The sequence below is a fragment of the Micromonospora fluostatini genome (assembly GCF_050410825.1).
In the GTDB taxonomy this organism is placed as follows: Bacteria; Actinomycetota; Actinomycetes; order Mycobacteriales; family Micromonosporaceae; genus Micromonospora; species Micromonospora rosaria.
The window spans coordinates 345,374-371,386 of record NZ_CP191251.1 but is presented as its reverse complement, the minus strand read 5'-3'; the positions used below and the strand labels follow the sequence as shown (position 1 = coordinate 371,386).

Here is a 26,013-nt window from a genome sequence, read left to right as displayed (position 1 = left end):
GCTCACGTACGGCCAGCGACGCGGCTACCGGTGCCGTGGCTGAGCTACCCGTCGGCCGGCGGTTGGCGTACTGGCGCAACCAGCGCGGGATGTCGCAGCAGGCCTTCGCCGACGCCCTCGGCAAGTCGAAGGTGGAGCGGGGTACCCGCCGGCTGGACAAGCTCTCCAACCTCCGGGAGATCGCCCGCACGCTCCGGGTCGACGTCGACGTCCTCGTCGGCACCGACACCGGCACCGAGCCGGCGGCGGCCGGCCCGACCACCACGCCGGTCGGCCCGGTCGGCGGCCGGGAGCTGGACGTCCTCCGGGCGGCCCTGTTCGCGTACGACGCGACGCTGGCCCCGCCCGACGGCGCGGAACCGGACCCGACCGGCCTGCGGCGCGGCATCGGCCATGCCTGGTTGGCGCTCCAGCACGCCGACTACCGGACGCTGCTCGGCACACTGCCGGGCCTACTGCGCGACGGCCACCGCTGCCGGGCGGCCCACCCCGACGACCCGCAGGCCTGCCACCAGCTCGCACAGGGCTACCAGCTCGCCTCGACGGTGCTACGCAAGCTCGGCGATCCCGGCCTGGCCTGGCTCGCCGCCGACCGGGCGATGACGGTCTGCCGGGACACCGACGACGACGCCCTCACCCTGTCGGCCACCGTGCACCTCACCCGCGTCCTGCACACCCTGGGCCGCCACCGGCACACCGTGGAGGTCGCGCTCACCGTCGCCCACCGGCTCACCCCACCCGACCCCCGCACCGCCCCACCCACCCTCCTCACCGGGTACGGCAGCCTGCTCCTCCAGGCAGCACGCGGAGCCGCCAGCCGAGGCGACCGGACCGGCGTCACCGACCTCCTCGACCAGGCCGACGAGGTCGCCACCCTGGTCGGCGACGACCGGCACGACCACGGTACGAGCTTCGGGCCGGTCGTGGTCGCGCTGGCCCGGATCGTCACCGCACTCGACCTCGACCAGCACGCCGCCGCCGTCACCGGGCACCGCAGCGTGCTCGACTCGACGGCGTTCCACCAGCTACCCCCGGAACCCCGAGCCGCCCACCTGCTCGACGTGGCACACGGCTGCCTACGCCTCAACGACCTGCCCGAAGCCAGCCGCGCGCTGCTGCTCGCGGACCGGGCCGCGCCCGCCGAGGTCCGCAGCCGCCCCGCCGCCCGGGAGACGATCCGCGCCCTGCTGCGCCGCTGCGGGAGACCCCATCCCGGGATCGTCCGCCTCGCCGAGGCGCTACGGATCGCCGTCTGACGCTGCGGATCGCCGTCCGACCTGCTCGCGGCGCTCCCTGACCTGCGTCGGTGGTCTCCGGCTGACATGATCAGGACATGCCCGAGATCGAAGTGGTGCAGGGTGACATCACCCGCGAGAACGTCGACGCCATCGTCACCGCGGCGAACGAGTCGCTGATGGGCGGTGGTGGGGTGGACGGTGCGATCCACCGGGCGGCGGGGCCACGCCTGGCGCAGGCCGGTGCCGCGCTCGCGCCGTGCGTGCCGGGCGACGCGGTCGCCACGCCCGCGTTCGACCTGCACCCGCCGGTCCGGCACGTCATCCACACCGTCGGGCCGGTGTGGACGGGCGGCGGCGACGGCGAGGCCGAGACGCTGGCCTCCTGCTACCGGCGCAGCCTGGCGGTGGCCGACGGGATCGGGGCGAACAGTGTCGCCTTCCCGGCCATCTCCACCGGCGTGTACGGGTACCCGCCGGAGGAGGCCGCGACGATCGCGGTCACCACCCTGCGGGCCACGCCCACCGCCGTCGAGCGGATCCGCCTGGTCGCCTTCGACGATGCCACGTACCGCCTGCTGCGCACCGCCCTCGCCGCCCCCGGCTGAGGTGTAAGGAAGGGCCCCCTGTTAACGCTTCCTGTAGTAAAAGGGCCCCTTCCTAACCGGGCGGACGGTCTTCGAGCGCTGTGACGAGGGCTGCGGCGAAGAGGGCCACCCGACGGTCGTCGTCGTGGGACAGGTGCCGCAGGAGGTCGAGCGCGACGGTCCCCGGCATCTCGGCGAGCGCCTGGGTCAGCCGCATCCGTACCGTGAGGTCCCCGGTGTGGGCGGCGAGTTCGGCGGCGAGCGTACCCATGATCCGGTCTGCCCACGAGGCGTCCCGGGCCAGCGTGGCCAGCAGCTCGGCCGCCTCGACGTCGTTCGCGCCCTCGACCACCATGGCGACGAGCGTCGGCACGGCGGCGGTCACGCCCCGCGCGCCCAGCGCGAGAGCGGCCCGCCGCCGGATCGCCGGGTCCGGGTCGTCGAGCGCGTCCGTGAGCAGCGCGGTCGCCTCGTCGTCGGGCAGCTCGGCGAGCGCCAGGACCACGCGCCGCCGGACGTCCACGTCGTCGGAGGCCAGGCCGGCCGCCAGGGTCGCCACCCCGTCACCGCCGGCCCGCGCGAGGGCCCAGCGCAGGGCCCCCGCCACGTGCGGATCGGATTCGGCGAGGACCGCCCCGGCCAGCAGATCGGTGGGTACCGACAGGGGGTCGGCCGGGGCCAGGACGGCCTGCTGTCGCCGCGCGGCGCTCGGCGAGTTCAGCCCGTGCAGGAGTTCGACGATCCGCGCGACGTCCGGCCAGCCGGCGGGCCCGGCCGCGTCGACGGTCCGGAGCCGGTCGAGGAGTTCCTGCTCCCGGGTCAGCCGCTCCTCGGTCCTGCGAATGAGGTCGCCGACCAGCGCGGACGGGGTGAAACCGGGGTCGTCGAGAGCGCGGGCGATCTGGCGCAACGACAGCCCCAGGGACCGCAGACCCTCCACGTGGAAGATCCTCCGGAGATCGTCGGGGGTGTACTCCCGGTAGCCGCCCACCGTGCGGCCGGTCGGCCGGACCAGCCCCAGGGTGTCGTAGTGCCGGAGCATCCGGGCGCTCACCCCCGAGCGGCGGGCCACCTCACCGATCAGCACGCGGTCGTCTCCTCCCCGTCCGACGACCCCTTCCGGTCCGGGCCGAGCGCGACGACCTTGATCGCCTCGTCGACGGCGAGGTCGAACCCGGCCTCCGGGTCGTGCAGCAGCCGCTCCGTGGCCTGCGCGTGCGCCCGGACCGTCGCGTCGTGGTGCGTCGCCGCCGTCCGCAGGACCGGCTCGACCACCTCGCCGAGCGCGACCAGGGCCCGGCTCAGGCTCAGCCGTACCTCCCGGTCACCCCGGCCGAACTGGGTGGCCAACTCGGCGGCCAGCGCCTCCCGCTCCCCGTCGGGCACCAGCACGACGGCGGTACGCCAAGCGGTCCGCGCGACCTCGTCGTCGGCGTCGTGCAGCAGCGACCGGGTGATCGCGGGCCACGCGCTCCGGTCCCCGATCTTGGACAGGGTGTGCAGCGCCTGGCTCCGGGCCTGGGTACGGTCGGACCCGAGTTCCGTGCGCAGCCTCGGGACGGTGACCTCCGCCGGGAGGCGGGTCAGCGCCCAGGTGAGCATGTCGCGTACGTAGAAGTTCGGCTCGACCGCGCACCGGGCCACCAGCGCGTCCACGAAGCCGGGCTCGGGCCGCGTACCGATCGCCAGGGCCGCCTTCAGCCGCGTCGACGAGTCCCCGGCGGCCAGTGCGTCGAGCAGTCGGGTGTCCTGTGGTTGCCTGTGTGCCGTGTCGATGGGAACCACCTCCGACCACCAGTGAAGACCTTGTCACAGTGTCAAGGTCAACCCCCGGCCCAGCCGCCGCACACACCGAAACCGACAAGTATCACCAACCGACTCATACCCCATCACATGGCATGCCGTCCGAGTGGCGAGTCGGGATAATCGACAACCATCACGTCGGGTACGGCATGGGGGGTCTGGATGCGTCACACGATCCGTCACCTCGTGGTGTCGACCGCGCAGATCTCGGGGATCGTCATCGCCCTCGCCTTCACCATGACGCTCCTCTTCGAGCCCGGCGAGTGGCGGAAGCTGGCGTGGCTGACGGATCTTCTGCCCCTACTGACGACGATCATCGTCTTAAACCTGCTGCTCCAACTCCGGCGACTGCGCCAGCAGGCTGAGAAGAAGTAGACGCCCTTCGGCCTAACCCGGACCCCGCCCAATACCACACCAGCCCGGTTCCGCGCCGTCCAAAAGCGGAGCCCGGACACCCGCACGTCAATCACGCTTGGCATCCGGTTCATGGGTCACAGGTCGGCTACGGCCTGCTCGATCTTCTTCGCCGCCGATGGCTTGACTTTCCCGGTGACGCGCACCAGGACCCGGCCTTGATCCGCCCGGTAGTGGTACTCGGTTCCGAGGATTGGCGCCGCCTCCTGCAGGCCCTGGATGTACTCCGAGCGTCGATCCGCTTCGGCTGCGGTGGTGAAAACCTCGATCGCCAACCCCCGGTCGACCGTATACCGGTCGGCTTCGCCGTTGCCCCCAGGCAGCTCGGCGCTGGCGCGGGACAGGTAGCCGTTGGGCCTGCCGAGCAGGTTGTTCGGATCGGTGTCCTCGTTCTGCACAGCGGGCTTCCGTAGTCCGACGTCGGCAGCCTTGAGGCCGTCAAGAACGGCGCGGGCGTCGAGGGCAGCGGCAGCGGTCGCGGCGGGTGCTGGTCCTGCGGGATCGGGAGCGCTGGCCGGGTTCGGTGCGGGGTGTTGCTTCCGCAGGCGGCGAGGGCTGCGGTAAGGGCTGCGGCTGTCAGGCAGTGGCGGATACGCATCAGGCGATGATGGGGGCGGTTGGTCGTTTTGACAGGCACTCAGATTGTCGAGTCGCCGACAGTGTCCGAGTGCCCCACTCGCAGGCGGCTAGCTAGGTAGCAGTAGCAACTCTTGAGATTGGTCGGTCATCGCAGCCGGGGGGTAGTCCAGGCATGGGCCGATGGAATCTAGGTCGCCCGCGCGGCTTGTGTGGCGTTGCGTTCCGCCACGTCGCGGTGGAGGCGTACGCGTTGAGCGGGTGCTGCGTGAGCAAACGAACGCTGCGGCCAACTGGCACGACGCCGGCGTTTTCCCTGGTGGAGGGGGGTTTGTGGGCGCGGCAGGTTTCGAACCTGCGACCCCTCGCTTGTAAGGCGAGTGCTCTCCCACTGAGCTACGCGCCCGGTACGCCCGTGCGGCGGGCCGGTGGCTGGTCAGCTTACCTGCCGGCCACCGGCCCGGTCGAACGGGATCAATCGTGGATCGCCCGTCGGAGGGTCAGGCGGCGGCGGTCTCCGCCAGGGCCTTGCGCCAGGACTCCTGGTCCCGGGCCTCGCCGGGCAGGTTCATCTCGGCGAACCGGACCACGCCGGCCTTGTCGATCACGAAGGTGCCCCGGTTGGCGATCCCGGCGATGTCGTTGAACACCCCGTACGCCTGGGCCGTCGCGCCGTGCGGCCAGAAGTCGGCCAGCAGCGGGAACTGGTAGCCCTCCTTGTCGGCCCACACCTTGTGCGCGTAGACCGAGTCGACGCTGACGGTGAGCACCTGGACGTCGTCGTTGACGTACTGGTTGAGGTTGTCCCGCACCTCGCACAGCTCGCCGGAGCAGATGCCGGTGAAGGCGAGGGGGTAGAAGACCAGCAGGACGGTGCGCTTGCCCCGGTAGTCCGAGAGCCGGACCTCCTGGTTGTTCTGGTCCTTGAGCACGAAGTCCGGCGCCTCGGCACCAACCTCGATCGGCATGCGAGCTCCTTGGGTAGTCACGGTGGCACCAGCCTGCCACACGTGGCTGACGGCGGCCCGTCCCGTCCACCGGGCGGTGACGCCACCCCGGCCGGCCCGTCGCCGACCGGAGCGGACACCGTCACTTCTTGCTCTTGCTGCCCCGGCGCAGGACCAGGCGGGCCCCGCTCCAGTCCACGCCGGCGTTGATGGTGGAGGTCTGCTGGAGGCCGGCGGTCTGCGCGGACTCGGCGACCTCGCTCGGCTCGACGTGCCCGTCCCGCCCGGCCTTGGGCGTCAGCAGCCACACGACACCGTTGCCGGCCAACGGGCCGAGGGCGTCGACGAGGAGTTCGAAGAGATCACCGTCGCCGTCGCGGTACCAGACCAGTACCGCGTCGACCACCTCGTCGGTGTCCTCGTCGACCAGCTCTCCACAGCGGTCGGCAAGGGCGTCACGGAGGTCGTGGTCGACGTCCTCGTCGTACCCGATCTCCATGACGACCATCCCCGGCTCGATACCGAACCGGTCCGCCAGGCTGCGTACCCCGTCGGCGGCCTGACCTGCGGTCGCGCTCACTGTCGCGTGCCTCCTCATCTCGTGCTGACCGGCATCGTGTCATGACGCCGTCAGGGCAAGTCCACACACTTGTGCCGCCGCGCGCAAGTGGCGCACCGGGTGGAACGGAATTTACCGCGCCAGCAGGGTACGGGCACCCTGGGTAATGGCCTCTTCGGAGACCAGCACCCGACGCGCCGCCGGGCCTAATGGTATAAAAGAGTCAATTGCGGCTACTCGGCGCGCGGCACCCACATATCCGGCATCCACCAGCGCGGCGAGCACCCCCTCGCCGACGCCGCCGGTGCGCCGCGTCTCGTCCACGACCAGCACCCGGCCGGTCGCCGACGCCTCCCGGATGAGATCCGCCACGGGCAGCGGGGCCAGCCAGCGCAGGTCCACCACCCGGGTCCCGATCCCCTCGTCGGCCAGCGTCGACGCCGCCCGCAGCGACATCCGCACCCCGTTACCGAACGTCACGATGGTGACGTCCTCGGCGGAGCCCACCCCGTACACCCGGGCCCGCCCGATCGGTGCGTGCCCGGCCGGCCACGCACCGGGTTCGGCGTACTCGCCGAGCCACTCCCCGTCACCGTCGGTGTAGAGGTCGCGGGTGTGGTACAGCGCGATCGGCTCCAGGAAGACGCAGACCGTGCCGTCCACCGTCGCGCTGGCCAGGCAGGTACGCAGCATCGGCGCGGCGTCGTCCGGCCGGGCCGGCACCGCGACCACCAGGCCCGGCACGTCGCGCAGCACGGCCACCGCGTTGTCGTTGCGGAAGTGCCCGCCCAGCCCCTCCTGGTACGCCAGCCCCGCCACCCGGACCACCATCGGGTTGCGGAACGCCCCCTGCGAGAAGAACTGGAGGGTGGCCGCCTCGCCGCGCAACTGGTCCTCGGCGTTGTGCAGGTACGCCAGGTACTGGATCTCCGGCACCGGCAGCATCCCGGCCAGCCCGGCACCGAGCCCGAGCCCGAGCACGGACGTCTCGTCGAGCAGCGTGTCGAAGACCCGGGCCGGGCCGAACCGGTCCCGCAACCCCTTCGTCACCCCGTACAGCCCGCCCTTGGCCGCGACGTCCTCGCCGAAGACCGCCATCTGCGGGTGGTCCAGCATGGCGTCGGTCAGCGCGGCGTTGATGCTCTGCGCGAGGGTGAGCGGCCCGGCCAGTTCCGGCGGCTTCCCGCCGAACGCCTCCGCGCGGGCGGCGGCCCCCGGCCCGGCGGCCCGCGCCGCCGCGTCGGCCACCAGCCGGGAGACCCGGGCCGGGCGGCGCGGGGCGAGCGGGGCGACGACCTCGGCCGGCTCGTCGAGCTTCGGCTCGCCGATCACCTCCTCGGCCAGCCGGCGCACCTGCCAGCCCACCTCGTCGTACCGGGCCAGCAGGTCCTCGCCGGTGACGAAGCCCGCCGACACCAGCATCCGGGCGGTGGCGAGCACCGGGTCCCGCTCGGCGTCCGCGGCGATCTCCGCCGCGCTGCGGTACGCCGCCTCGGTGTCCGCGCCGGCGTGCCCCATCAGCCGTACCGTGCTCAGGTGCAGCACGGCGGGGCGTCGGTGCCGGCGTACCCAGGCCGCCGCCTCCGCCGCCACCCGGTACGTCCCGACCAGGTCACCGCCGTCGGCGGCGAAGTACCGCAGGCCGGGCCGGGAGCGCAGCGTCTGCTCCACCCAGCCCTGCGGGGAGCGGACGCTGATGCCCAGCCCGTTGTCCTCGCAGACGAAGAGCACCGGCACCCGCAGCCCGGTGTGGTCGCACCAGCCGGCGGTGTTGAACGCGGCGGTGGCGGTGGCGTGGTTGACCGAGGCGTCGCCGAACGAGCAGACCACGATCGCGTCCGGCGGCCACGACCCACCCGCCGCTGCGGTGCCCGCGCCGTCCCCGGTGGTGGTGCCGTCGAGCCGGCGCAGCCGTTCCAGGGCCAGCCCCAGGCCGACGGCGCGGGGCAGGTGGGAGGCGATCGTGGCGGTCGTCGGCACCACGCTGAGGTCGGCCCGCCCGAACACCTTGTGCCGCCCACCGGCGATCGGTTCGCGGGCGGAGGCGACCATGCCGCGCAGCACGTCCCGCGCCGCGTCGAGGTATCCGGCCCCCGCGCCCGTCGCGGTCGGGGCGTCCCCCTCCCCCGGCTGCGCCCCGCCCGCGCGCCGGTCCCCGGCCTCGGCCCCGTCGGGCGTCGACCCCTCCCCGGGTACGTCGGCGTCGGTGCGCCCCGCAGCGGCCTCCTCAGGGGTACCGTTGCTGCCGGCGTGCCGGGTGGCGGCGGCCCCGGGCGGGCCGCCGGGCCCGTCCTCCCCGACCTCCGGGCCGGTGTCGACCTGGGCGGCGCGCACGCAGTAGAACGCCCCGGAACGGTAGTGCAGCAGCGCGGGGTCGGTGGGGCGCAGCGCGGCGGCCACCGCCGCGTTGCCCTCGTGGCCGGCCGACCCGACCGTGTAGAAGCCCTCGCCGAAGCTGCGCAGCCACCGGCCGGCGAGGTCCAACTGCCGGCTGACGATCTGCGCGTCGAAGAGGTCGAGTGCCCGGGCACCGGTCAGCCCGGCCCCGGCCGTCGCCGCCGGAGCGGTCTCGTCACCGGTCGACGCCGACGCGCCCGGGTCGACGGTCGCCGGGGCAGCCGGCGGGACCTCGGTCGACGCGTCCTCCGCCGGGCCGGCGAACGGTGCCGGCTCCGCCCGGTCGGCGGCCTGGTCGGCCGTCTCGGGGACAGGATCGCCCAGGTCACGTCGCTGCGGCGGGGCGGCCAGCGCGGCCAGCGCCTCCCGGAACCGCTCGTCGAGATCTTGCGGGGTGGTCACGTCGGACAGCATTACCGAATCCGGCCGGGTCCGCCCACTCAGACACTCGCCGGCGGATATCTCCGCACCCCCGGACCGGCGGCGCCCGACCCCGACGGGCATCGACGACCGTCGCCGCCGTCGGGTACCGATGGCGAGGTCAGGGGATCATCCGCAGGGACGGACGACGCGGTCTGCCGGGACGGCCACCCGGACCGGCGGACCCGGCAGAGTCCGAAACCGGATTCACCGCCGCCGCCCGACCGAGGAACACCAAGCCGGCCAGCCGTCACCGGTCGGTCAGCCGGGCAGGAAGGAGAAGCGGACCTTCCGGGTCGGGTTGTCGCCGTTGGTGTCGACCAGGCAGATCGACTGCCAGGTACCCAGGGCGAGCCGCCCGTCGAGGACCGGCACCGTCGCGTACGGCGGGACGAAGGCGGGCAGGACGTGGTCGCGGCCGTGCCCGCGCGACCCGTGCCGGTGCCGCCAGCGGTCGTCGGTCGGGAGGATGTCGTCGAGCGCGGTGAGCAGGTCGTCGTCGGAGCCGGCTCCGGTCTCGATGATCGCCAGCCCGGCGGTCGCGTGGGGCACGAAGACGTGCAGCAGCCCGTCGCCCTGCCCGGCGACGAAGTTCTCGGCCTCCCTGGTGATGTCCCGGACGGTGGGCCGGGAACCGGTCTGTACGGTGACCACCTCGCTGCGCATACGCCGCATTCTGCCGCAGGTCACCAGCCGCCGCCCCCGCCGCCGCCGGAGTCTCCCGACGAGCCGCCGCCGGACCAGCCGGACCCGCTGTCGCCGGACCAGCCCGACGCACCGCCGGAGCCGGACCAGGTCGACCCGGCGGGCTCCGATCCGGCGGAACCGCCGTCGCCCGACCCGCTCTGACCCGGTCGACCGTGGTCGTCCGGCCAGCCCTGTCCGGCGTACTGGTCCGGGGTCGGCGCGGGGTAGGCGCCGGGCTGGGCCGGCAGGGTGTGCGCGTAGCCGTACGGGACATCGTTCTCACCGTTGTCGAGAAGCAGTTTCAGGCCCACGCCCAACAACAGCAGCCCGAGTAACCCGAACGGAGCCACCCGCAGGTCACCGCCGATCGCCGCGAGCACCGCCAACAGCAGAATGAGCCCGCCCACCAGCGTCAGGACGCTCGCCACGGCCCGCCGTATCGTCATGCCTCCGCACGGTAGGCCCCGGGGGCAAGCCGGCCGGCGCGCCCGCGCCGGAAAGGGGCCGCAGAGGGGTCACCCAGAGTGATCTCTACCGGTCGCCCACGCATCCGCGGTACCGGTCGGAAGGGCCGAAAAACACCGTGTTGCCAGGAAGTTACCAGTGAGTACCTGTGTCGAGTGTCGCGTCTGTGGGTCGCAGAGGTGACGAGGGGTGCCACCAAAGGGCAGGATAGCGACAGAGACCTGTCCCACACACAACCGAGGGAACGCCTGTGGCTACGGAACGCAAGCGCCCGGTGATCACCGCTGGTCTGCCGAGCCAGCTTCCGGACATCGACCCTGAAGAGACCGGCGAATGGGTCGAGTCGCTCGACGGTGTCATCGACGAGCGCGGAACCAAACGCGCCCGGTACGTCATGCTCCGCCTCCTTGAGCGGGCCCGTGAGCGCCAGGTCGGGGTGCCGTCGCTGACCACCACCGACTACATCAACACGATCGCTCCGGAGAGCGAGCCGTGGTTCCCCGGCGACGAGCACGTCGAGCGGCGGATCCGGGCGTACGTCCGGTGGAACGCCGCGATGCTGGTGCACCGCGCGCAGCGCCCGGAGATCGGGGTCGGCGGGCACATCTCGACCTTCGCCAGCTCGGCGTCGCTGTACGAGGTGGGCTTCAACCACTTCTTCCGGGGCAAGGAGCATCCCGGCGGCGGTGACCACATCTTCTACCAGGGCCACGCCTCGCCCGGCATGTACGCGCGGGCGTTCCTGGAGGGGCGGCTGACCGAGCACCAGCTCGACGGGTTCCGCCAGGAGGTGTCGCACCCGGGCGGCGGGCTGCCGTCGTACCCGCACCCCCGGCTGATGCCGGACTTCTGGGAGTTCCCCACGGTCTCCATGGGCCTCGGCCCGCTGAACGCGATCTACCAGGCCCGGTTCAACCGGTACCTGCACCACCGGGGCATCAAGGACACCTCCGACCAGCACGTCTGGGCGTTCCTCGGTGACGGTGAGATGGACGAGGTCGAGTCGCTCGGCGCGATCGGCGTGGCCGCCCGCGAGGAGCTGGACAACCTCACCTTCGTGATCAACTGCAACCTCCAGCGCCTCGACGGGCCGGTGCGCGGCAACGGCAAGGTCATGCAGGAGCTGGAGGCGTTCTTCCGGGGCGCCGGCTGGAACGTCATCAAGGTGGTCTGGGGCCGGGAGTGGGACCCGCTGCTCGCGGCGGACACCGACGGCGCGCTGGTGAACCTGATGAACACCACGCTCGACGGCGACTACCAGACGTACAAGGCCGAGTCCGGCGCGTACGTCCGGGAGCACTTCTTCGGCCGCGACCAGCGGACCCGCAAGATGGTCGAGGGGCTCACCGACGACGAGATCTGGAACCTGAAGCGGGGCGGCCACGACTACCGCAAGCTCTACGCGGCCTACAAGGCGGCGATGGAGCACACCGGGCAGCCGACGGTGATCCTGGCCAAGACGATCAAGGGCTGGACGCTCGGCTCGCACTTCGAGGGCCGCAACGCCACGCACCAGATGAAGAAGCTGACGCTGGAGGACCTGAAGACCTTCCGCGACCGGCTCTACCTGGACATCCCGGACGCGACGCTGGAGGAGAACCCGTACCTCCCGCCGTACCTGCAGCTCGGTGAGAAGTCCGACGAGCTGGCGTACCTCAAGGAGCGGCGTCAGCAGCTCGGCGGGTACCTCCCCTCCCGGCGGACCACCGGCAAGGCGCTGAAGATCCCCGGCTCCGAGCGCTTCTCCGACGTCAAGCGCGGCTCGGGCAAGCAGAAGGTCGCCACCACGATGGCCTTCGTCCGGCTGCTCAAGGACATCATGAAGGACAAGGAGTTCGGCAAGCGCTGGGTGCCGATCATCCCGGACGAGGCCCGTACCTTCGGGATGGACTCGCTCTTCCCGACGCAGAAGATCTACTCCCCGCACGGTCAGCAGTACACCTCGGTCGACCGGGAGCTGTTCCTGTCGTACAAGGAGTCGACCGCCGGGCAGATCCTGCACGAGGGGATCAACGAGGCGGGCTCGGTGGCCTCGTTCACCGCCGCCGGCTCCGCGTACGCCACCCACGGCGAGCCGATGATCCCGATGTACATCTTCTACTCGATGTTCGGGTTCCAGCGCACCGGTGACGGGTTCTGGGCGGCGGCCGACCAGATGGCCCGGGGCTTCGTGCTCGGCGCCACCGCCGGCCGGACCACGCTCAACGGTGAGGGCCTCCAGCACGAGGACGGCCACTCGCTGCTGCTGGCCGCCACCAACCCGGCCGTGGTCTCCTACGACGCGGCGTTCGCCTACGAGCTGGCGCACATCGTGGAGAACGGTCTGCACCGGATGTACGGCGAGGACCCGGAGAACATCTTCTACTACCTCACCATCTACAACGAGCCGATCCACCAGCCGGCCGAGCCCGAGGGCGTGGACGTGGAGGGTCTGCTCAAGGGGATCTACCGGTACTCCCCGGCCCCGAACGTGGACGGCCCGAAGGCGCAGATCCTGGCCTCCGGCACCGGCATGCAGTGGGCCCTCAAGGCCCAGGAGCTGCTCGCCCAGGACTGGGGGGTGGCCGCCGACGTCTGGTCGGTGACCTCCTGGACCGAGCTGCGCCGCGACGCGGTGCAGTGCGAGGAGCACAACCTGCTCAACCTGGGCGGCGAGGCGAAGGTGCCGTACATCCAGCAGAAGCTGGCCGACGCCGAGGGGCCGAAGGTCGCGGTCAGCGACTGGATGCGCGCGGTACCGGACCTGATCGCCCGCTGGGTACCCGGGGACTACACCTCGCTGGGCACCGACGGGTTCGGGCTCTCCGACACCCGGCACGCCCTGCGCCGGCACTTCCACGTCGACGCCGAGTCGGTCGCCGTCGCGACGCTGCGCCAGCTCGCGCTGCGCGGCGCGGTGCCGGCCACCGTCCCGGCCGAGGCGGCCAAGAAGTACGCGATCGACGACGTCAGCGCGGCCCCGGTCGGCGAGACCGGCGGCGACAGCTAGCCGACGGACGACGGCGGGGCCCGGCGCGGTGGACACCGCGCCGGGCCCCGCCCCGTCGTGGACGGTATGACGCGAACGGTATCGGCCCGCGTGTTTCACCGGAAACACAACGCATCCACAATCCTCTATAAGGGATTCGATGCGTTCAGGGCGCCGCGCGAACCACGCGGGCACCCGGGCCGGTCCGGTGGACACCCCGTCGCGCCCGTCCGCCACCGGTCGGGAACGCCGGGCCGCGACGGCGGCGCGACGGTAGGGAGTCGCTTCATGCGAACCGTCCGGATCGGCATCGCCCTGGCGCTCGGCACCCTCGTGGTGTCGATGCTCGGGCCGGGCTCGCCCTCGGTGGCCCACGATCCCGCCACGCCCGCGGGGCGGGCGTCGGCACAGGAGTTCATGGCCCAACGTGAACCCTCCCAGCAGTTGGTCGCCGCAGCGGCGGCGACCTGCACCAACGGGCAGGCGGCGGGTTACCCGTGCCGCAACGTCGACCTGTTGTCCTTCCTGCCGCTGGCGGACATCGGCGGCAGCCAGGCCAACGACATCTGGGGCTGGCGCGACAGCACCACCGGCAAGGAGTACGCGCTGGTCGGCCGGCGCAACGGCACCTCGTTCGTGGACGTGTCCAACCCGACCGCGCCGGTGTACCTGGGCAACCTGCCGGCGCACCAGAACCGCACCGCGATCTGGCGCGACATCAAGGTCTACCGGGACCACGCGTACGTGGTGGCCGACGTCTCCGGGCACGGCATGCAGGTGTTCGACCTGACCCGGCTGCGCGGGGTCGGCACGCCCCGGACCTGGACGGCGGACGTGCACTACCCCGGGTTCGGCAACTCGCACAACATCGCCATCAACGAGGAGACCGGGTACGCGTACGCGGTCGGGTCGAACACGTGCAGCGGCGGGCTGCACATGGTCGACATCCGCACCCCGAAGTCGCCGGTGGCGGCCGGCTGCGTCAGCAACGACGGCTACACCCACGACACCCAGTGCGTGGTGTACCGGGGGCCGGACACCGCGTACACCGGGCGGGAGATCTGCGTCAGCTCGAACGAGGACACCGTCACCGTCGTCGACGTGACCAGCAAGTCGGCGCCCCGGCAGTTGTCCCGGATCGGGTACACCGGCCGGGCGTACACCCACCAGGGCTGGTTCACCGAGAACCAGCGGTACTTCCTGCTCGACGACGAGCTGGACGAGACCCGGCGCGGGGTGACCACCCAGACGTACATCTGGGACCTGGCCGACCTGGACAGCCCGCGCCACATCGGCACCTACGGCGCCCCGGCCGGGGTGCTCGCCACCGACCACAACCAGTACGTCAGGGGCAACTACAGCTACCAGGCCAACTACCGGGCCGGGCTGCGCATCCTGGACGTGCGCAACGTGGCCGCCGGCCAGGCCACCGAGGCGGGCTACTTCGACGTGTACCCGTCCAGCAACAGCGCCTCGATGAACGGGGCGTGGAGCGTCTACCCGTACTTCCCGAGCGGGATCGTGGTGGTCAGCGGGATCGAGCAGGGGCTCTTCGTCCTCCAGCCCCGGTTGTCGTGACCGCGACCAGTGACCGGCCGGTGGCGACGGCGAGCCGCGCCGCCGCCCCGGCCACCCCGGCGATCGAGGGGATGCCCCACCCGGGGCGTCCCGGCCCGGACCCCGCCGCCGGCCAGCCGACCGCCCCCGGGCCGGACGGGAACGGGCTGCTGCCGGTCCGCCCTGGCGGCCGGGGACACCGGTACGCCGCCGCCGCGCTGGTGCTCGGCCTGACGTTGGCGCTCGGCTTCGCCGCCGGACGGGCCGGCGGGTCGGACACCGCCCGGGTACGGGGGCCGGCACCGGCCATGGCACACATGGACCACGGGCCGGGCGGACTTCAGGTGTCGCGGGACGGCTACGGTCTCGCCCTGGACACCCCGGCGCTGACCGCCGGCCGCCCCGGCGAACTGGTGTTCCGGATCACCGACGCGGCCGGCGCCGCGGTGACGTCCTTCCAGGTGACGCACGAGCGGACGATGCACCTGATCCTGGTGGGCCGGGACCTGACCGGATACCAGCACGTCCATCCGGAGATGGCACCGGACGGCACGTGGCGGGTGACGGTCACCCCGGGCGCGCCGGGGCCGCTGCGGGCGATCGCCGACTTCTGGCCGACCGGCGCCCCGATGGCGGTCACCCTGGGCGTGGACGTACCGGTTCCCGGCCGGTACGCGCCGACGCCACCGGAGGACCTGCACGAGACCGTCCTCGTGGACGGTTACACGGTCACCCTCGACGGTGGACTGCGGCCGGGCGAGTCGAACCAGATTCTGGTGTGGCTGGGCCGCGACGGTCAGCCGGTCAACGACCTGCAACCACACCTGGGCGCGTACGGGCACCTGGTGGCGCTGCGCCACGGCGACCTGGCCTACCTGCACGTGCACCCGGCAGCGGCCAGCCAGCCGAGTTCGGTGCTGGCCTTCGGCGTCACGGTGCCGTCCGCCGGCACGTACCGTCTCTTCTTCGAGTTCCGGCACCAGGACAGGGTCCGCACCGCCGCCTTCACCCTCACCGCCTGACAGGTCGGTCGGGGGCCCGGCACGGGCCCCTCGGTCGACCGGGAGCGCGGGGGTGGGGTGGGAAAGATCGGCAGCAAAGCAGGCGGTGGTCCCGGACGTCCCTGGCGGGGACGCCGGGGCCACCGCCCTTCGCGGGTGACGCCCGGGATGCGGACCCGGTCAGCCGACGGCGGCCAGGTCGGTCAGCCGGGCCAGCGAGTCCTCCAGGTCGGCGCCGACCCGACGCAGCCCGAGCCGGAGCAGGGCCGCCTTGACCGGACCAGCCGGCCAGCGCACGACGATCAGCCGGACGACGGTGCCGCCCTGCTCCTCGTCGGCGGTGAGCTGCACGTAGATCTCCGTGCGCGCCTCGGCGCGGGCACCGGCGCCCTTGGCCCGTTCCCGCCACCCGATGAGGGTCGGCTCCTGGTAGGCGATCACCTCCGCCTCGTGCGCCGCACCGCGCCCGGCCTGGACCAGTTGTCGGCGGCCGAAGCCCTCCCCCGAGAGGACCTCGGCCGCTCGGACCCCCGCCAGCCAGGCCGGCAACTGCTCGGCCCGCTGTACGACGTCCCAGACCGCTTCCACCGGCGCCGCCACGTGCGCACTGCGTTCCACGAGGATCATTTCTATTCCCCCATTGAGGACATCCGCGATATTCGTCACTCTATGCATCAAAACGGACTTGTTGGGACGGGTTCGGAAAAGACACGCCGAAAGCCCTTGCGCCCGGATCGTTGACCGCCTATGGCGCATCCCGCCCCGGAGCCCTAGAGTGCGAGCACAATTCACGTTCCTGCTCGCGTCCTGGGAGGGTGCATGACGACCGCGCCGATGCCCGCGTTCCCCGCCGGATTCCGTTGGGGCGTCGCCACGTCCGCGTACCAGATCGAGGGGGGCGCGAGCGCCGACGGGCGGGGCCCGTCCATCTGGGACACCTTCGCCCGCACCCCGGGCCGGATCGCCGACGGCAGCAGCGGGGACGTCGCCTGCGACCACTACCACCGGCACCGCGAGGACGTCACGCTCCTCGCCGACCTGGGCGTCTCGGCGTACCGGTTCTCCGTCGCCTGGCCCCGGGTCCGGCCCGGCGGCACCGGCGCGGCCAACCCCGCCGGCCTCGACTTCTACGAGCGTCTGGTGGACGACCTGCTCGCCGCCGGGATCGACCCGGTCGCCACCCTGTACCACTGGGACCTGCCGCAGCCGCTGGAGGACGCGGGCGGCTGGCTGAACCGGGACACCGCCGAGCGCTTCGCCGAGTACGCCGACCTGCTCGCGGCCCGCCTCGGCGACCGGGTCAAACTCTGGATCACCCTCAACGAGCCGTTCATCCACATGAGCCTGGGCTACGGCACCGGCGAGCACGCCCCGGGCCACGCCCTGCTGATGGACGCCCTCCCGGTCGCCCACCACCAACTGCTCGGGCACGGCCTGGCGGTCGCCGCGCTGCGTGCCCGGGGCGCCGGCGCGGTGGCCGTCACCAACCACTACTCCCCGGTCGTGCCGGCCGGCGACACCGACGCCGACCGGGCCGCCCAGGCGGCGTACCACGCGCTGCACAACCGGCTCTTCACCGACCCGCTGTTCGGCCGGGGGTACCCGCCCGGCTTCGAGTCCCCGGTGCTCCGCGACGGCGACCTGGACGTGATCGCCGCCCCGCTCGACCTGCTCGGCGTGAACTACTACAACCCGACCGGGATCCGGGCCGCGCCGCCGGACGCCCCGCTGCCCTTCGAGATCGTCGACCTGACCGGGTACCCGCGCACCGCCTGCGACTGGCCGGTGGTCCCGGACGGGCTGCGTACCGTGCTGACCTGGCTGCACGCCGAGTACGGCGACGCGCTGCCGCCGATCCAGGTCACCGAGAGCGGCTGCGCGTACGACGACAGGCCCGACGCCGACGGGCGGGTGCACGACCCGGAGCGGATCGCGTACCTCGACGGGCACCTGCGCGCGGTCCGGGCGGCGCTCGACGCCGGGGTGGACGTCACCGGGTACTTCGTCTGGTCGCTGCTGGACAACTGGGAGTGGGCGGAGGGCTTCGACAAGCGCTTCGGCCTGGTGCACGTCGACTACGACACCCAGGCCCGCACGCCCAAGTCCTCGTACGCCTGGTTCCGGGACCTGATCGCGGCCCACCGGCCGTGACCACCGTCGACCCGACACCGGCGTCCCTGCCGGCGGCGCTGGCCGAGCCGACCGTGCCGGTCCGGCGCGGCTGGATCGCGCTGATCTTCGCGGCGAACCTGGGCGTCTGGATGGCCTTCCTCACCCCCATCCAGGTGCTCCTGCCGCAGCAGGTGGAGCGGATCGCGCCCGGCGACAAGGAGGCCATGCTCGCCGTGGTCACCGGGCTGGGCGCGCTCGCCGCGGTGCTGGCCAACCCGCTCGCCGGGGCCTGGTCGGACCGGACCTGCCTGCGGCTGGGCGGGCGGGAGTTCGGCCGCCGGCACGTCTGGACCGCCGGCGGCGCGGTGCTCGGCGCGCTCGCCCTGGTGCTGCTCGCCCGGCAGCAGACCATCCTCGGGGTGGCGCTCGGCTGGGTCGCCGCGCAGGTCTGCTTCAACGCGATGCTGGCCAGCCTCACCGCGGCCATCCCGGACCGGGTGCCGGTCGCCCAGCGCGGCGGGGTGGCCGGCTGGGTGGGCATCCCGCAGGCGCTCGGCCTGGTCGCCGGGGCGGTGCTGGTCACCGCCCTGATCCGGGGAAACGCCGCCGGGTACCTGGCCGTCGCGGTGGCGGTGCTGGTGCTGGCGCTGCCGTTCGCCCTGCTCACCGCCGACGACCCGCTGCCCCGCCGGCACCGGCCACCGCTGCGGCCACGGGCCCTGCTCGCCTCCCTGTGGATCGACCCGCGCCGGCACCCCGACTTCGCCTGGGCCTGGCTCACCCGGTTCCTGGTGCAGGTGGGCAACGCCCTGGCCACCCTCTACCTGCTGTACTTCCTCACCGACAAGGTGCGCCACGCCGACCCGGAGGGCGCGCTGCTGATCCTGATCCTGCTCTACACCACCGGGCTGATGCTCACCGCCGTCGTCGCCGGCCGGCTCTCCGACCGCTCCGGCAAGCGCCGCGTCTACGTGATCGTCGCCGGGGTGGTGATGGCCGGGGCGGCGCTGCTGCTCGCCGCCGTACCGACCTGGCCGGCGGCGCTGGTCGCCGCGCTGGCGCTCGGCACCGGGTACGGGGTGTACCTGTCGGTGGACGCCGCCCTGATCACACAGGTGCTGCCCCGGGCCACCGACCGGGCGAAGGACCTCGGCGTCATCAACATCGCCAACAGCGCCCCGCAGGTCCTCGGCCCGGTGCTCTCCGCGCCGATCGTCGTGCACCTGGGCGGCTACCCCACCCTGTACGCGGTCACCGCCGTGGTCACCCTCCTCGGCAGCGCCCTCGTCCTGAAGATCCGCTCAGTGCCCTGAGGTGTAAGGAGGGGCCCCTTATTAACAGACGTCTGTTAATAAGGGGCCCCTCCTTACACCCACGGCGGGCGGTCGTAGGCTGGGGGACGTGACGGTACGTGTACGCTTCGCCCCTTCCCCGACCGGTATGTTCCACGTCGGCGGCGCCCGCTCCGCGCTCCAGAACTGGATCTACGCCAGGCAGCAGGGCGGGGTGTTCGTGCTGCGGATCGAGGACACCGACGCGGCCCGCAACAAGCCCGAGTGGACCGAGGGCATCCTGTCCGCGCTGGACTGGATCGGCATCGAGCGGGGCAGCTACGAGGGCCCGTACTTCCAGTCGTCGTACGCGGGCGAGCACCGGGCCGCCGCGCAGCGACTGTACGAGGGTGGCCGGGCGTACTACTGCGACTGCACCCGGGAGGCGGTGCAGGCGCGCAGCGGATCCCAGTACTCCGGGTACGACGGGTACTGCCGGGACCGGGGGCTGGAGCCGGCGCCGGGGCGGGCGCTGCGTTTCCGCAGCCCGGACGAGGGCGCGACGGTCGTGGTCGACCTGATCCGGGGCGAGCCGACCTTCGAGAACAAGCTGATCGAGGACTTCGTCATCGCCCGGGGCGACGGCTCGCCGGTCTTCCTGCTGGCCAACGTGGTCGACGACATGAGCATGGGGATCACCCACGTGATCCGGGCCGAGGAGCACCTGCCGAACACCCCCAAGCAGCAGTTGCTCTGGGACGCCCTGGGCGTGAAGCCGCCGGTCTGGGCGCACGTGCCGGTGGTGGTCAACGAGAAGCGGCAGAAGCTGTCCAAGCGCCGGGACAAGGTCGCGCTGGAGGCGTACAGGGACGAGGGGTACCTCGCCGACGCGATGCGCAACTACCTGATGCTGCTGGGCTGGGCGCCCTCCGGGGACCGGGAGATCGTGCCCTGGTCGGTGATCGAGGAGGAGTTCCGGCTGGCGGAGGTGAACCCCTCCCCCGCCTTCTTCGACGAGAAGAAGCTGCGCGCCTTCAACGGGGAGTACATCCGGGCGCTGCCGGTCGACGGGTTCGTCGCCGCCTGCCAGCCGTGGCTGACCGGCACCGACACCATCCCGCCGCCGCCGTGGCAGCCCGAGGAGTTCGACGCGGCGGCGTTCGGCGCGGTCGCGCCGCTGGCCCAGACCCGGATCGCGGTGCTCAGCGAGATCGTGCCCAACGTCGACTTCCTCTTCCTCGCCGACCCGCTGATCGACGAGGCGGCCTGGACCAAGGCGATGAAGGAGGGCGCCGGCGAGCTGCTGGACGCCGCGATCGCCGCCTTCGAGGCGCAGGCCACCTGGGACGCCGAGACGCTCAAGTCGACGCTGGAGGCGGTCGGCGCGGAGCGGGGCCTGAAGCTGGGCAAGGCGCAGGCGCCGGTCCGGGTCGCGGTCACCGGCCGTACCGTCGGGTTGCCGTTGTTCGAGTCGCTGGAGGTGCTCGGCCGGGAGCGGACCCTGACCCGGCTGCGCGCGGCCCGCCTCCGACTGCCCTGACCTAGCGGGCCCGCCCCACCCCGGCCCGCTGCTGCGGGCCGGGGTCGTCGTGGAGCGGGGGTCCGGTCGTCAGCGGGTGGCGCGACGGCGCAGCAGCAGGCCGGCGGCGAGCGCCCCCACCAGGGCCAGGCCCCCGAGTCCCCAGAGCCAGGGCCGGCCGTCGTCGGTGCTGCTCTCCGCCGCCGGCACCGGGCTCGCCGCCGGCTGCGCGGTGGTCGGCTCGGCGGAGGGTACCGCCGGCTCGGGGCTGGGTGAGGGCTCCGCCGAGGGGGTGGGCTCGGCGGTGGGCTCCACCGGGGCGCCGGTGGTGAGGGTGAAGGTGACCTTCCCCTTCATCAGGTGCCCGTCGGCCGAGGGGACCTCGTAGGCCACCGTGTACTCCCCGGCCGGGCCGGGGGTGAAGGGCACCCGGACCCGACTGCCGGCGAACTCCGGCTCACCGCCCACGGCGGAGGCCTCGTCCGGACCGGTGATTGTGATCTTCGTCGTATTCTCCGGCAGCTTCGCCAGGAAGCGCAGCTCGACGGACTCGGGCGCCTTCGCCACCCGGGCCCCGTCGCGCGGGTTGCTGCCGGTGAACGAGTTGTGTGCCGCGGCCGGTGACGCCGGCAGCAGCAGGGTCACTCCGAGCACGGCACCGAGAACGGCCAGCGAGGCCCGCGCCACGCGTACCACCCTGCCCCCCATGAACACCTCCGCAAAGGTAAGATCCGCCCGCTGATCAAACGGCTGGTCATTGGTCGATTCGCGATCGCAGATAGTTCCAATTACTGTGCCAAAAGCTGCAATCGGGCGCCGTTCTGCAACCCTTGAGGTGGACACCGGCCGTGGCACGGTCACGTCCGTCCACGACCACACGCGTAACCTGCAGCAGCACAGCCATCGATCGACGGGGCGGAGGGGGCGGCCGATGGGCGAGAAGACGAGGCGACTGTCGCGGGTGCTGGCCGGAGTACTGGTGGCCGGGGCGCTGTCCCTGGGTGCCGCCGGCACGGCGCGGGCAGCCGCGCCGAAGCCACCACCGGCCGGGGTGGACATCACCGGCGAGGGTCTGGCCGCACCGCTGCAACTGCGCGCCGGCGCGCAGCCGGCCCACGTCAACGCCGTCATCGACCAGGTCAACTGGCTCGGCCGCACCGGTCAGAGCAAGGGCCCGAAGGCCGCCGACCTGGGTCCGAAGTACACCGTCGTCGTGCTCGCCGGCGACGAGCCGAAGCAGACCTACGACCTGTACCCGAAGGCCGCCGGTGGTCCCCGGGTCTACCGGCCGGCCAAGCAGCCGGGTGACCGCAAGGTCTCCGCCGGCTGGTTCCTGGGCCGGCTGAACATGTCCGAGACGCTGCGCATCGCGGGCGTCCCGCTGGAGCGGCAACTCGACACCCTCACCGGCGGGGTCGGCGGCGGCGAGCGGGTGATCCCCGACGACTCGCTCGACCCGCGCAAGAGCATCGACGAGACGATGGGCGAGCTGCAACGGCTGCTGCTGCTCAACGTCGCGGTGGTGGTCACCATCACCGCCGGGCTGGCCGGCATCGCGCTGCTGGTCCGCCGCCGTACCCGCTGATCCGGTGGCCCGGCCGAGGGGCCGGGCCGTCGCCCGGACCTCCCAACCCGGTGCCGGGGGCCGGCCCCGGCCGGCGGGCCGGTGGCCGCAGCCGGCGGAGCGGGGCGACCCGGGCGGCGCAGCGGGTGGTCGGGGCGGGCTCAGCACCACCGCTGCGGCGGGCGGGCCCGGCGACCGGACCGGCGGCGCGGTCGGACCGGCCCGTGCCGGTGCGCCCCGGCCCACCCCGGAAGTTCACTGAGGCAACCGCCGGCCAGCTCCGCGCCGGCCTCGGCGACCGTCTCGCCGGTGCGTTGCCGGGGCACCGGCAGCTCCTCCTCGACCCGTTCGCCGGCCCAGGTGGTCGGCTGTTCCAGAGGTTGGGACGCCGGGCAGAGGGCCGGGTGGGACGCGGCGCAGGCGGGCCGGCGGTGCGCCGTGGCCGTTGCCGACTGCTCGTGGTGACCCGGCCGACAGCTCTCCCCCTGGGCGCAGCCGTGTTCGGCCTCCCCGTGCGCCATCCGGTCTCCTCACCTTCGCCAGCGCCGGAGGATCGTCCCCGACGTGCCCTGTCACCGTACTGGCCGGCCCCGAGGCGGTACACAGCCCCCGGCCGGGCGGACCGGATGGGCCGTTCGACGGATGCCCGGCCGGTCGGGGTCGTTCCCGGGTCGGAGGTACGGCGGCGCCCGGTGTGGTGTGATCGCGGCGTGCGAGTGCCGGCGTGGCTCGGGTCCGGGACGGCCGGCCGTGACCTGATGCTGGCCGGCCTGTCGCTGGCCGGCGGCCTGGTCCTGCACGGGCTGGGCCTGCGCGCCGGCGTCGGCTGGTACCCGGTCGTGCCACGGGCCGTCTTCCTGGTACCGCTGGTGGTGGTCTGCGTGGCGGTCGGCCTGCGCCGGGTGGCCACCCGCACCGGGCTGACGCTGGGCACCGCCGCGATCTTCGGGGACCTGCTCCTCGGCGGTTCCCTGGCCACCTCACTCGTCTACACCCAGGTGCTCTACGACTCCTGCGTGTACGGCTCCACCCGGCTGTGGCGCCGGCTGCTGCGGGTCACCGTCGTGCTGACCGTGGTCGTCCCGGTGGTCGGTGTGGCGCTGCTGCGGGACTGGCGCGCGGTGGCGCTCGGCGTGCTGGTGGCGCTGGTCGGACTGCTGCCGGTGCTGACCGGGACCACCGTGCGGCAGTACCGGGACCAGGCCGCCGCCGAGAGAATCCGGGCCGAGCAGACCGCCCGGCTGGTCGAGTGGGACCGGCGGCAGGCGGTCGGCGCGGAGCGGTCCCGGATGGCCCGGGAACTGCACGACGTGATCGCCAACCATCTCAGCGCGGTGGCCATCCACGCCACCGCCGCGCTCTCCGTGCCCGGGTTGGACCGGGCGCAGGTGGACTCGGCGTTGCGGGTGATCCGGGAGAACAGCGTGCAGGGCCTGGCCGAGATGCGGCAGATGATCGGCCTGCTGCGGGAGCCGGCCGGGGACGGACCGGGCACGGACCTCGCCGAGGAGGCCACCCGGGCCCGGCTCAGCGAGGTGGACGTGCTGGTGACCCGGGCACGGGCGGCCGGCCTGGCGGTACGCGACCGGGTGGACGGGGTGCCCCGGCCGCTGCCGGTGGCGGTGGACCTCGCCGGGTACCGGATCGTGCAGGAGTCGCTGACCAACGCGCTCAAGCACGGTGCCGGCGAGACGACGCTGGAGATCGCGTACCGGCCGGGGGTGGTGGTCGTGACGGTGACCAACCCGGTGCGCGCCGGGCGCGACGGGCTGGCCGGGGCGGGCGCCGGCCTGATCGGGATGCGGGAGCGGGCGGTGCTGCTCGACGGCACCTTCGCCGCCGACGAGGTGGACGGCACCTGGCGGATCCGCGCGGAACTACCCACGACGGAGGCGACATGACCGAGCGGTCGGAGGGTCCGGTGCGGGTGGTGCTCGCCGACGACCAGGAGGCGGTACGGGCGGGCCTGGCCCTGATCCTCACCGGGACACCGGACGTCACCGTGGTCGGGCAGGCCGCCGACGGACGCGAGGCGGTGCGCCTGTGCCGGTCGTTGCGGCCGGACGTCGCCGTGCTCGACGTGCGGATGCCGGTGCTGGACGGGATCTCGGCCACCCGGGAGATCGTCGCCGACGGCCTGGCCGACGTGCTGGTGCTGACCACCTTCGACCTCGACGAGTACGTCTTCGGCGCGCTGCGCGCCGGGGCGGCCGGGTTCCTGCTCAAGGACACCGACGCGGCGGGGCTGGTGGCGGCGGTACGGACCGTGGCACGCGGCGAGGGGATCATCGCCCCGGCGGTGACCCGGCGGCTGATCAGCGCGTTCGCCGCGACCACCCCCGGAGCGTCGGCGGCGACCCGGGCGGCGGTCGGGACGCTGACGCCCCGGGAACGGGACGTGCTGGCCTGCCTGGGGCTGGGCCTGTCGAACCAGCAGATCGCCGACCGGCTGGCGATGGCGGAGAGCACCACCAAGACCCACGTCAGCCGGATCCTGGCGAAACTGGAGCTGCGCAGCCGGGTGCAGGCCGCCATCCTGGCCCAGGAACTGGCCCTGCCCGCGCCACCCGACTGACCCGCCGCGCCCGCGCGGTACCGGTGATGGCAGGGTGGGGGCGTGGGGTCTGGTACCGAGTTGTCGGCGACGCTACGGCGCATCGAGAAGGCCGCCGGGGCGCTGGCGACCGCCAGCGTGGCCCGGATGGACGAGTCCCTGCCCTGGTTCCGGGCGCTCCCGGCCGAGCAGCGCTCCTGGGTCATGCTGGTCGCCCAGGCCGGCGTCCGCTCCCTGGTGCAGTGGCTGCGCGACGGCGGCGGCACGGCGGACAGCAGCCAGGAGGTCTCCGACGAGGTCTTCGCCACCGCCCCGCACTCGCTGGCCCGCTCGATCAGTCTCCAGCAGACCGTCGCCCTGATCCAGGTCACCATCGACGTGGTCGAGGAGCAGACCGGGCAGCTCGCCGCCCCGGGTGAGGAGCAGCAGCTCCGCGAGGTGGTGCTGCGCTTCTCCCGGGAGATCGCCTTCGCCGCCGCACGGGCGTACGCCCGCGCCGCCGAGTTCCGGGGGTCGTGGGACGCCCGGTTGCAGGCGCTGCTGGTCGACGCGCTGCTGCGCGGCGACTCCCCGGACGTACTGGCCAGCCGGGCGGCGGCGCTGGGCTGGACGGACGCGCCGCCGGTGGCGGTGGCGGTGGGTCGTTCCCCGGGCGGCGAGGTCTCCGCCGTGCTGCACACCGTCTACCGGCAGGCCCGCCGGATCGGGGTGGAGGTGATCGGCGGGGTGCACGGCGACCGGCTGGTCGTGGTGCTGGGCGGCGCGGCCGACCCGGTGGCCGCCACGGAGAAGCTGCTGGAGGCGTTCGGCGAGGGGCCGGTCGTGGTGGGACCGGCGGTGCCGAGCCTGGACGGGGCGACCGAGTCGGCCCGTGCCGCGCTGGCCGGGTTCCGGGCGGCCCCGGCCTGGCCCACCGCGCCCCGCCCGGTGCCGGCGGCGGACCTGCTGCCGGAGCGCGTCCTGGCCGGCGACGCCGAGGCCCGCCGACGGCTGCGCCACGACGTGTACGCCGGGCTGGTCCGGGTCGGCGGCGAACTGCTGGAGACCCTGGACGCCTTCTTCGCCGCCGGTGGCACGCTGGAGAGCGCCGCCCGCGCCCTCTTCGTGCACCCCAACACCGTGCGGTACCGGCTCCGCCGGGTCAGCGAGGTGACCGGCTTCTCCCCGCTCGCCCCCCGGGACGCGTTCACCCTCCAGATGGCGCTGACGATCGGACGGTTGGACCCGGTGCCCAGCAGCCCGACCAAAACGGCATCCGGCGGCAGAACCGCCCAGAAGTCTGACGACCAGCGCTGATCTTTGTAGGATCCCTCTAAAGGTTCTAGTGCGGTTTGGTGCACGTCGACACAGCGCAACCTCCGAGTATCCGGAAGAGTC

At 73.0% G+C, this 26,013-nt stretch carries 24 protein-coding genes and 1 tRNA gene; 13 read left to right on the top strand and 12 right to left on the bottom strand.

Annotated elements, in window-relative coordinates:
- The first annotated feature begins 35 nt into the window (after positions 1–35).
- Complete coding sequence (locus ACQUFX_RS01670; protein ID WP_428964290.1) at positions 36–1,256, top strand: helix-turn-helix domain-containing protein; 1,221 nt, start codon at positions 36–38, stop codon at positions 1,254–1,256.
- Between the two features lie 77 nt (positions 1,257–1,333).
- Positions 1,334–1,843: an O-acetyl-ADP-ribose deacetylase gene (locus tag ACQUFX_RS01665; protein ID WP_428964289.1), complete on the top strand. Its 510-nt coding sequence runs from the start codon at positions 1,334–1,336 to the stop codon at positions 1,841–1,843.
- A gap of 52 nt (positions 1,844–1,895) precedes the next feature.
- Here the strand turns inward: ACQUFX_RS01665 and ACQUFX_RS01660 are convergent, their stop codons facing one another.
- Together ACQUFX_RS01660 and ACQUFX_RS01655 are read right to left on the bottom strand one after the other, a co-directional pair.
- Positions 1,896–2,909: a HEAT repeat domain-containing protein gene (locus tag ACQUFX_RS01660; protein WP_428964288.1), complete on the bottom strand. Its 1,014-nt coding sequence runs from the start codon at positions 2,907–2,909 to the stop codon at positions 1,896–1,898.
- Positions 2,903–3,607, bottom strand: a complete 705-nt coding sequence (locus ACQUFX_RS01655; protein ID WP_428964287.1) for a HEAT repeat domain-containing protein — start codon at positions 3,605–3,607, stop codon at positions 2,903–2,905. The genes ACQUFX_RS01660 and ACQUFX_RS01655 overlap by 7 nt, the downstream gene beginning before the upstream one ends.
- A 180-nt stretch (positions 3,608–3,787) precedes the next feature.
- On the opposite strand from ACQUFX_RS01655, the gene ACQUFX_RS01650 reads away from it, so the two are divergent.
- On the top strand, positions 3,788–4,000 hold the full coding sequence (locus ACQUFX_RS01650) for a hypothetical protein (protein ID WP_428964286.1): 213 nt from the start codon (positions 3,788–3,790) through the stop codon (positions 3,998–4,000).
- 116 nt (positions 4,001–4,116) lie between these two features.
- Here ACQUFX_RS01650 and ACQUFX_RS01645 read toward each other — a convergent pair whose 3' ends face one another.
- The 7 genes from ACQUFX_RS01645 to ACQUFX_RS01615 form a co-directional block, all read right to left on the bottom strand.
- Entirely contained in the window at positions 4,117–4,437 is a 321-nt protein-coding gene (locus ACQUFX_RS01645) for a hypothetical protein (protein WP_428964285.1), read from the bottom strand.
- Between the two features lie 512 nt (positions 4,438–4,949).
- Positions 4,950–5,021 (bottom strand) — tRNA-Val (locus ACQUFX_RS01640).
- 94 nt (positions 5,022–5,115) lie between these two features.
- Positions 5,116–5,583: a peroxiredoxin gene (locus ACQUFX_RS01635; RefSeq protein WP_067366641.1), complete on the bottom strand. Its 468-nt coding sequence runs from the start codon at positions 5,581–5,583 to the stop codon at positions 5,116–5,118.
- 121 nt (positions 5,584–5,704) lie between these two features.
- Positions 5,705–6,142: a DUF3052 domain-containing protein gene (locus tag ACQUFX_RS01630; protein ID WP_428964284.1), complete on the bottom strand. Its 438-nt coding sequence runs from the start codon at positions 6,140–6,142 to the stop codon at positions 5,705–5,707.
- A gap of 111 nt (positions 6,143–6,253) precedes the next feature.
- Positions 6,254–8,932, bottom strand: a complete 2,679-nt coding sequence (locus ACQUFX_RS01625; RefSeq protein ID WP_428964283.1) for a transketolase C-terminal domain-containing protein — start codon at positions 8,930–8,932, stop codon at positions 6,254–6,256.
- Between the two features lie 267 nt (positions 8,933–9,199).
- Positions 9,200–9,604, bottom strand: a complete 405-nt coding sequence (locus ACQUFX_RS01620) for a secondary thiamine-phosphate synthase enzyme YjbQ (RefSeq protein ID WP_428964282.1) — start codon at positions 9,602–9,604, stop codon at positions 9,200–9,202.
- 20 nt (positions 9,605–9,624) lie between these two features.
- Positions 9,625–10,071, bottom strand: coding sequence for a hypothetical protein (locus tag ACQUFX_RS01615; protein WP_428964281.1), 447 nt, complete (start codon positions 10,069–10,071; stop codon positions 9,625–9,627).
- Between the two features lie 269 nt (positions 10,072–10,340).
- Here ACQUFX_RS01615 and aceE point away from each other — a divergent pair, with 269 nt between their 5' ends.
- The 3 genes from aceE to ACQUFX_RS01600 all read left to right on the top strand — a co-directional run bounded on the left by aceE (position 10,341) and on the right by ACQUFX_RS01600 (position 15,637).
- The gene (gene aceE, locus ACQUFX_RS01610; RefSeq protein ID WP_428964280.1) at positions 10,341–13,079 is read left to right on the top strand and encodes a pyruvate dehydrogenase (acetyl-transferring), homodimeric type; all 2,739 of its coding nucleotides are present in this window, start codon (positions 10,341–10,343) and stop codon (positions 13,077–13,079) included.
- A 267-nt stretch (positions 13,080–13,346) separates the two neighbouring features.
- Positions 13,347–14,636, top strand: coding sequence for a choice-of-anchor B family protein (locus tag ACQUFX_RS01605; RefSeq protein ID WP_428964279.1), 1,290 nt, complete (start codon positions 13,347–13,349; stop codon positions 14,634–14,636).
- Complete coding sequence (locus tag ACQUFX_RS01600) at positions 14,633–15,637, top strand: hypothetical protein (protein WP_428964278.1); 1,005 nt, start codon at positions 14,633–14,635, stop codon at positions 15,635–15,637. The genes ACQUFX_RS01605 and ACQUFX_RS01600 overlap by 4 nt, the downstream gene beginning before the upstream one ends.
- A gap of 159 nt (positions 15,638–15,796) precedes the next feature.
- Here the strand turns inward: ACQUFX_RS01600 and ACQUFX_RS01595 are convergent, their stop codons facing one another.
- On the bottom strand, positions 15,797–16,243 hold the full coding sequence (locus tag ACQUFX_RS01595) for an SRPBCC family protein (RefSeq protein WP_067366626.1): 447 nt from the start codon (positions 16,241–16,243) through the stop codon (positions 15,797–15,799).
- Positions 16,244–16,435: 192 nt separating this feature from the next.
- Between ACQUFX_RS01595 and ACQUFX_RS01590 the strand changes: the two genes are divergently transcribed.
- The 3 genes from ACQUFX_RS01590 to gltX all read left to right on the top strand — a co-directional run bounded on the left by ACQUFX_RS01590 (position 16,436) and on the right by gltX (position 20,539).
- Positions 16,436–17,767: a GH1 family beta-glucosidase gene (locus ACQUFX_RS01590; RefSeq protein WP_428964277.1), complete on the top strand. Its 1,332-nt coding sequence runs from the start codon at positions 16,436–16,438 to the stop codon at positions 17,765–17,767.
- A complete protein-coding gene (locus ACQUFX_RS01585) occupies positions 17,764–19,041 on the top strand; it encodes an MFS transporter (RefSeq protein ID WP_428964276.1) in 1,278 nt (425 codons plus the stop codon). The genes ACQUFX_RS01590 and ACQUFX_RS01585 overlap by 4 nt, the downstream gene beginning before the upstream one ends.
- An 88-nt stretch (positions 19,042–19,129) precedes the next feature.
- Complete coding sequence (gene gltX / locus ACQUFX_RS01580) at positions 19,130–20,539, top strand: glutamate--tRNA ligase (RefSeq protein ID WP_428964275.1); 1,410 nt, start codon at positions 19,130–19,132, stop codon at positions 20,537–20,539.
- Positions 20,540–20,608: 69 nt separating this feature from the next.
- Here gltX and ACQUFX_RS01575 read toward each other — a convergent pair whose 3' ends face one another.
- On the bottom strand, positions 20,609–21,226 hold the full coding sequence (locus tag ACQUFX_RS01575) for a copper resistance CopC family protein (protein ID WP_428964274.1): 618 nt from the start codon (positions 21,224–21,226) through the stop codon (positions 20,609–20,611).
- Between the two features lie 223 nt (positions 21,227–21,449).
- Here ACQUFX_RS01575 and ACQUFX_RS01570 point away from each other — a divergent pair, with 223 nt between their 5' ends.
- Complete coding sequence (locus ACQUFX_RS01570) at positions 21,450–22,103, top strand: hypothetical protein (RefSeq protein WP_428964273.1); 654 nt, start codon at positions 21,450–21,452, stop codon at positions 22,101–22,103.
- A gap of 140 nt (positions 22,104–22,243) precedes the next feature.
- Here the strand turns inward: ACQUFX_RS01570 and ACQUFX_RS01565 are convergent, their stop codons facing one another.
- A complete protein-coding gene (locus ACQUFX_RS01565; protein ID WP_428964272.1) occupies positions 22,244–22,603 on the bottom strand; it encodes a hypothetical protein in 360 nt (119 codons plus the stop codon).
- Between the two features lie 189 nt (positions 22,604–22,792).
- Here ACQUFX_RS01565 and ACQUFX_RS01560 point away from each other — a divergent pair, with 189 nt between their 5' ends.
- From ACQUFX_RS01560 to ACQUFX_RS01550, 3 genes are read left to right on the top strand one after another with little or no spacing between them, the layout of a single operon-like run.
- Complete coding sequence (locus ACQUFX_RS01560) at positions 22,793–23,983, top strand: sensor histidine kinase (protein WP_428964271.1); 1,191 nt, start codon at positions 22,793–22,795, stop codon at positions 23,981–23,983.
- Positions 23,980–24,657 carry a response regulator gene (locus ACQUFX_RS01555; protein WP_428964270.1) on the top strand — a complete coding sequence of 226 codons (678 nt, stop codon included), beginning with the start codon at positions 23,980–23,982 and terminating at the stop codon, positions 24,655–24,657. The genes ACQUFX_RS01560 and ACQUFX_RS01555 overlap by 4 nt, the downstream gene beginning before the upstream one ends.
- 42 nt (positions 24,658–24,699) lie before the next feature.
- Positions 24,700–25,932 carry a PucR family transcriptional regulator gene (locus tag ACQUFX_RS01550; protein WP_067362087.1) on the top strand — a complete coding sequence of 411 codons (1,233 nt, stop codon included), beginning with the start codon at positions 24,700–24,702 and terminating at the stop codon, positions 25,930–25,932.
- Positions 25,933–26,013: the final 81 nt, after the last annotated feature.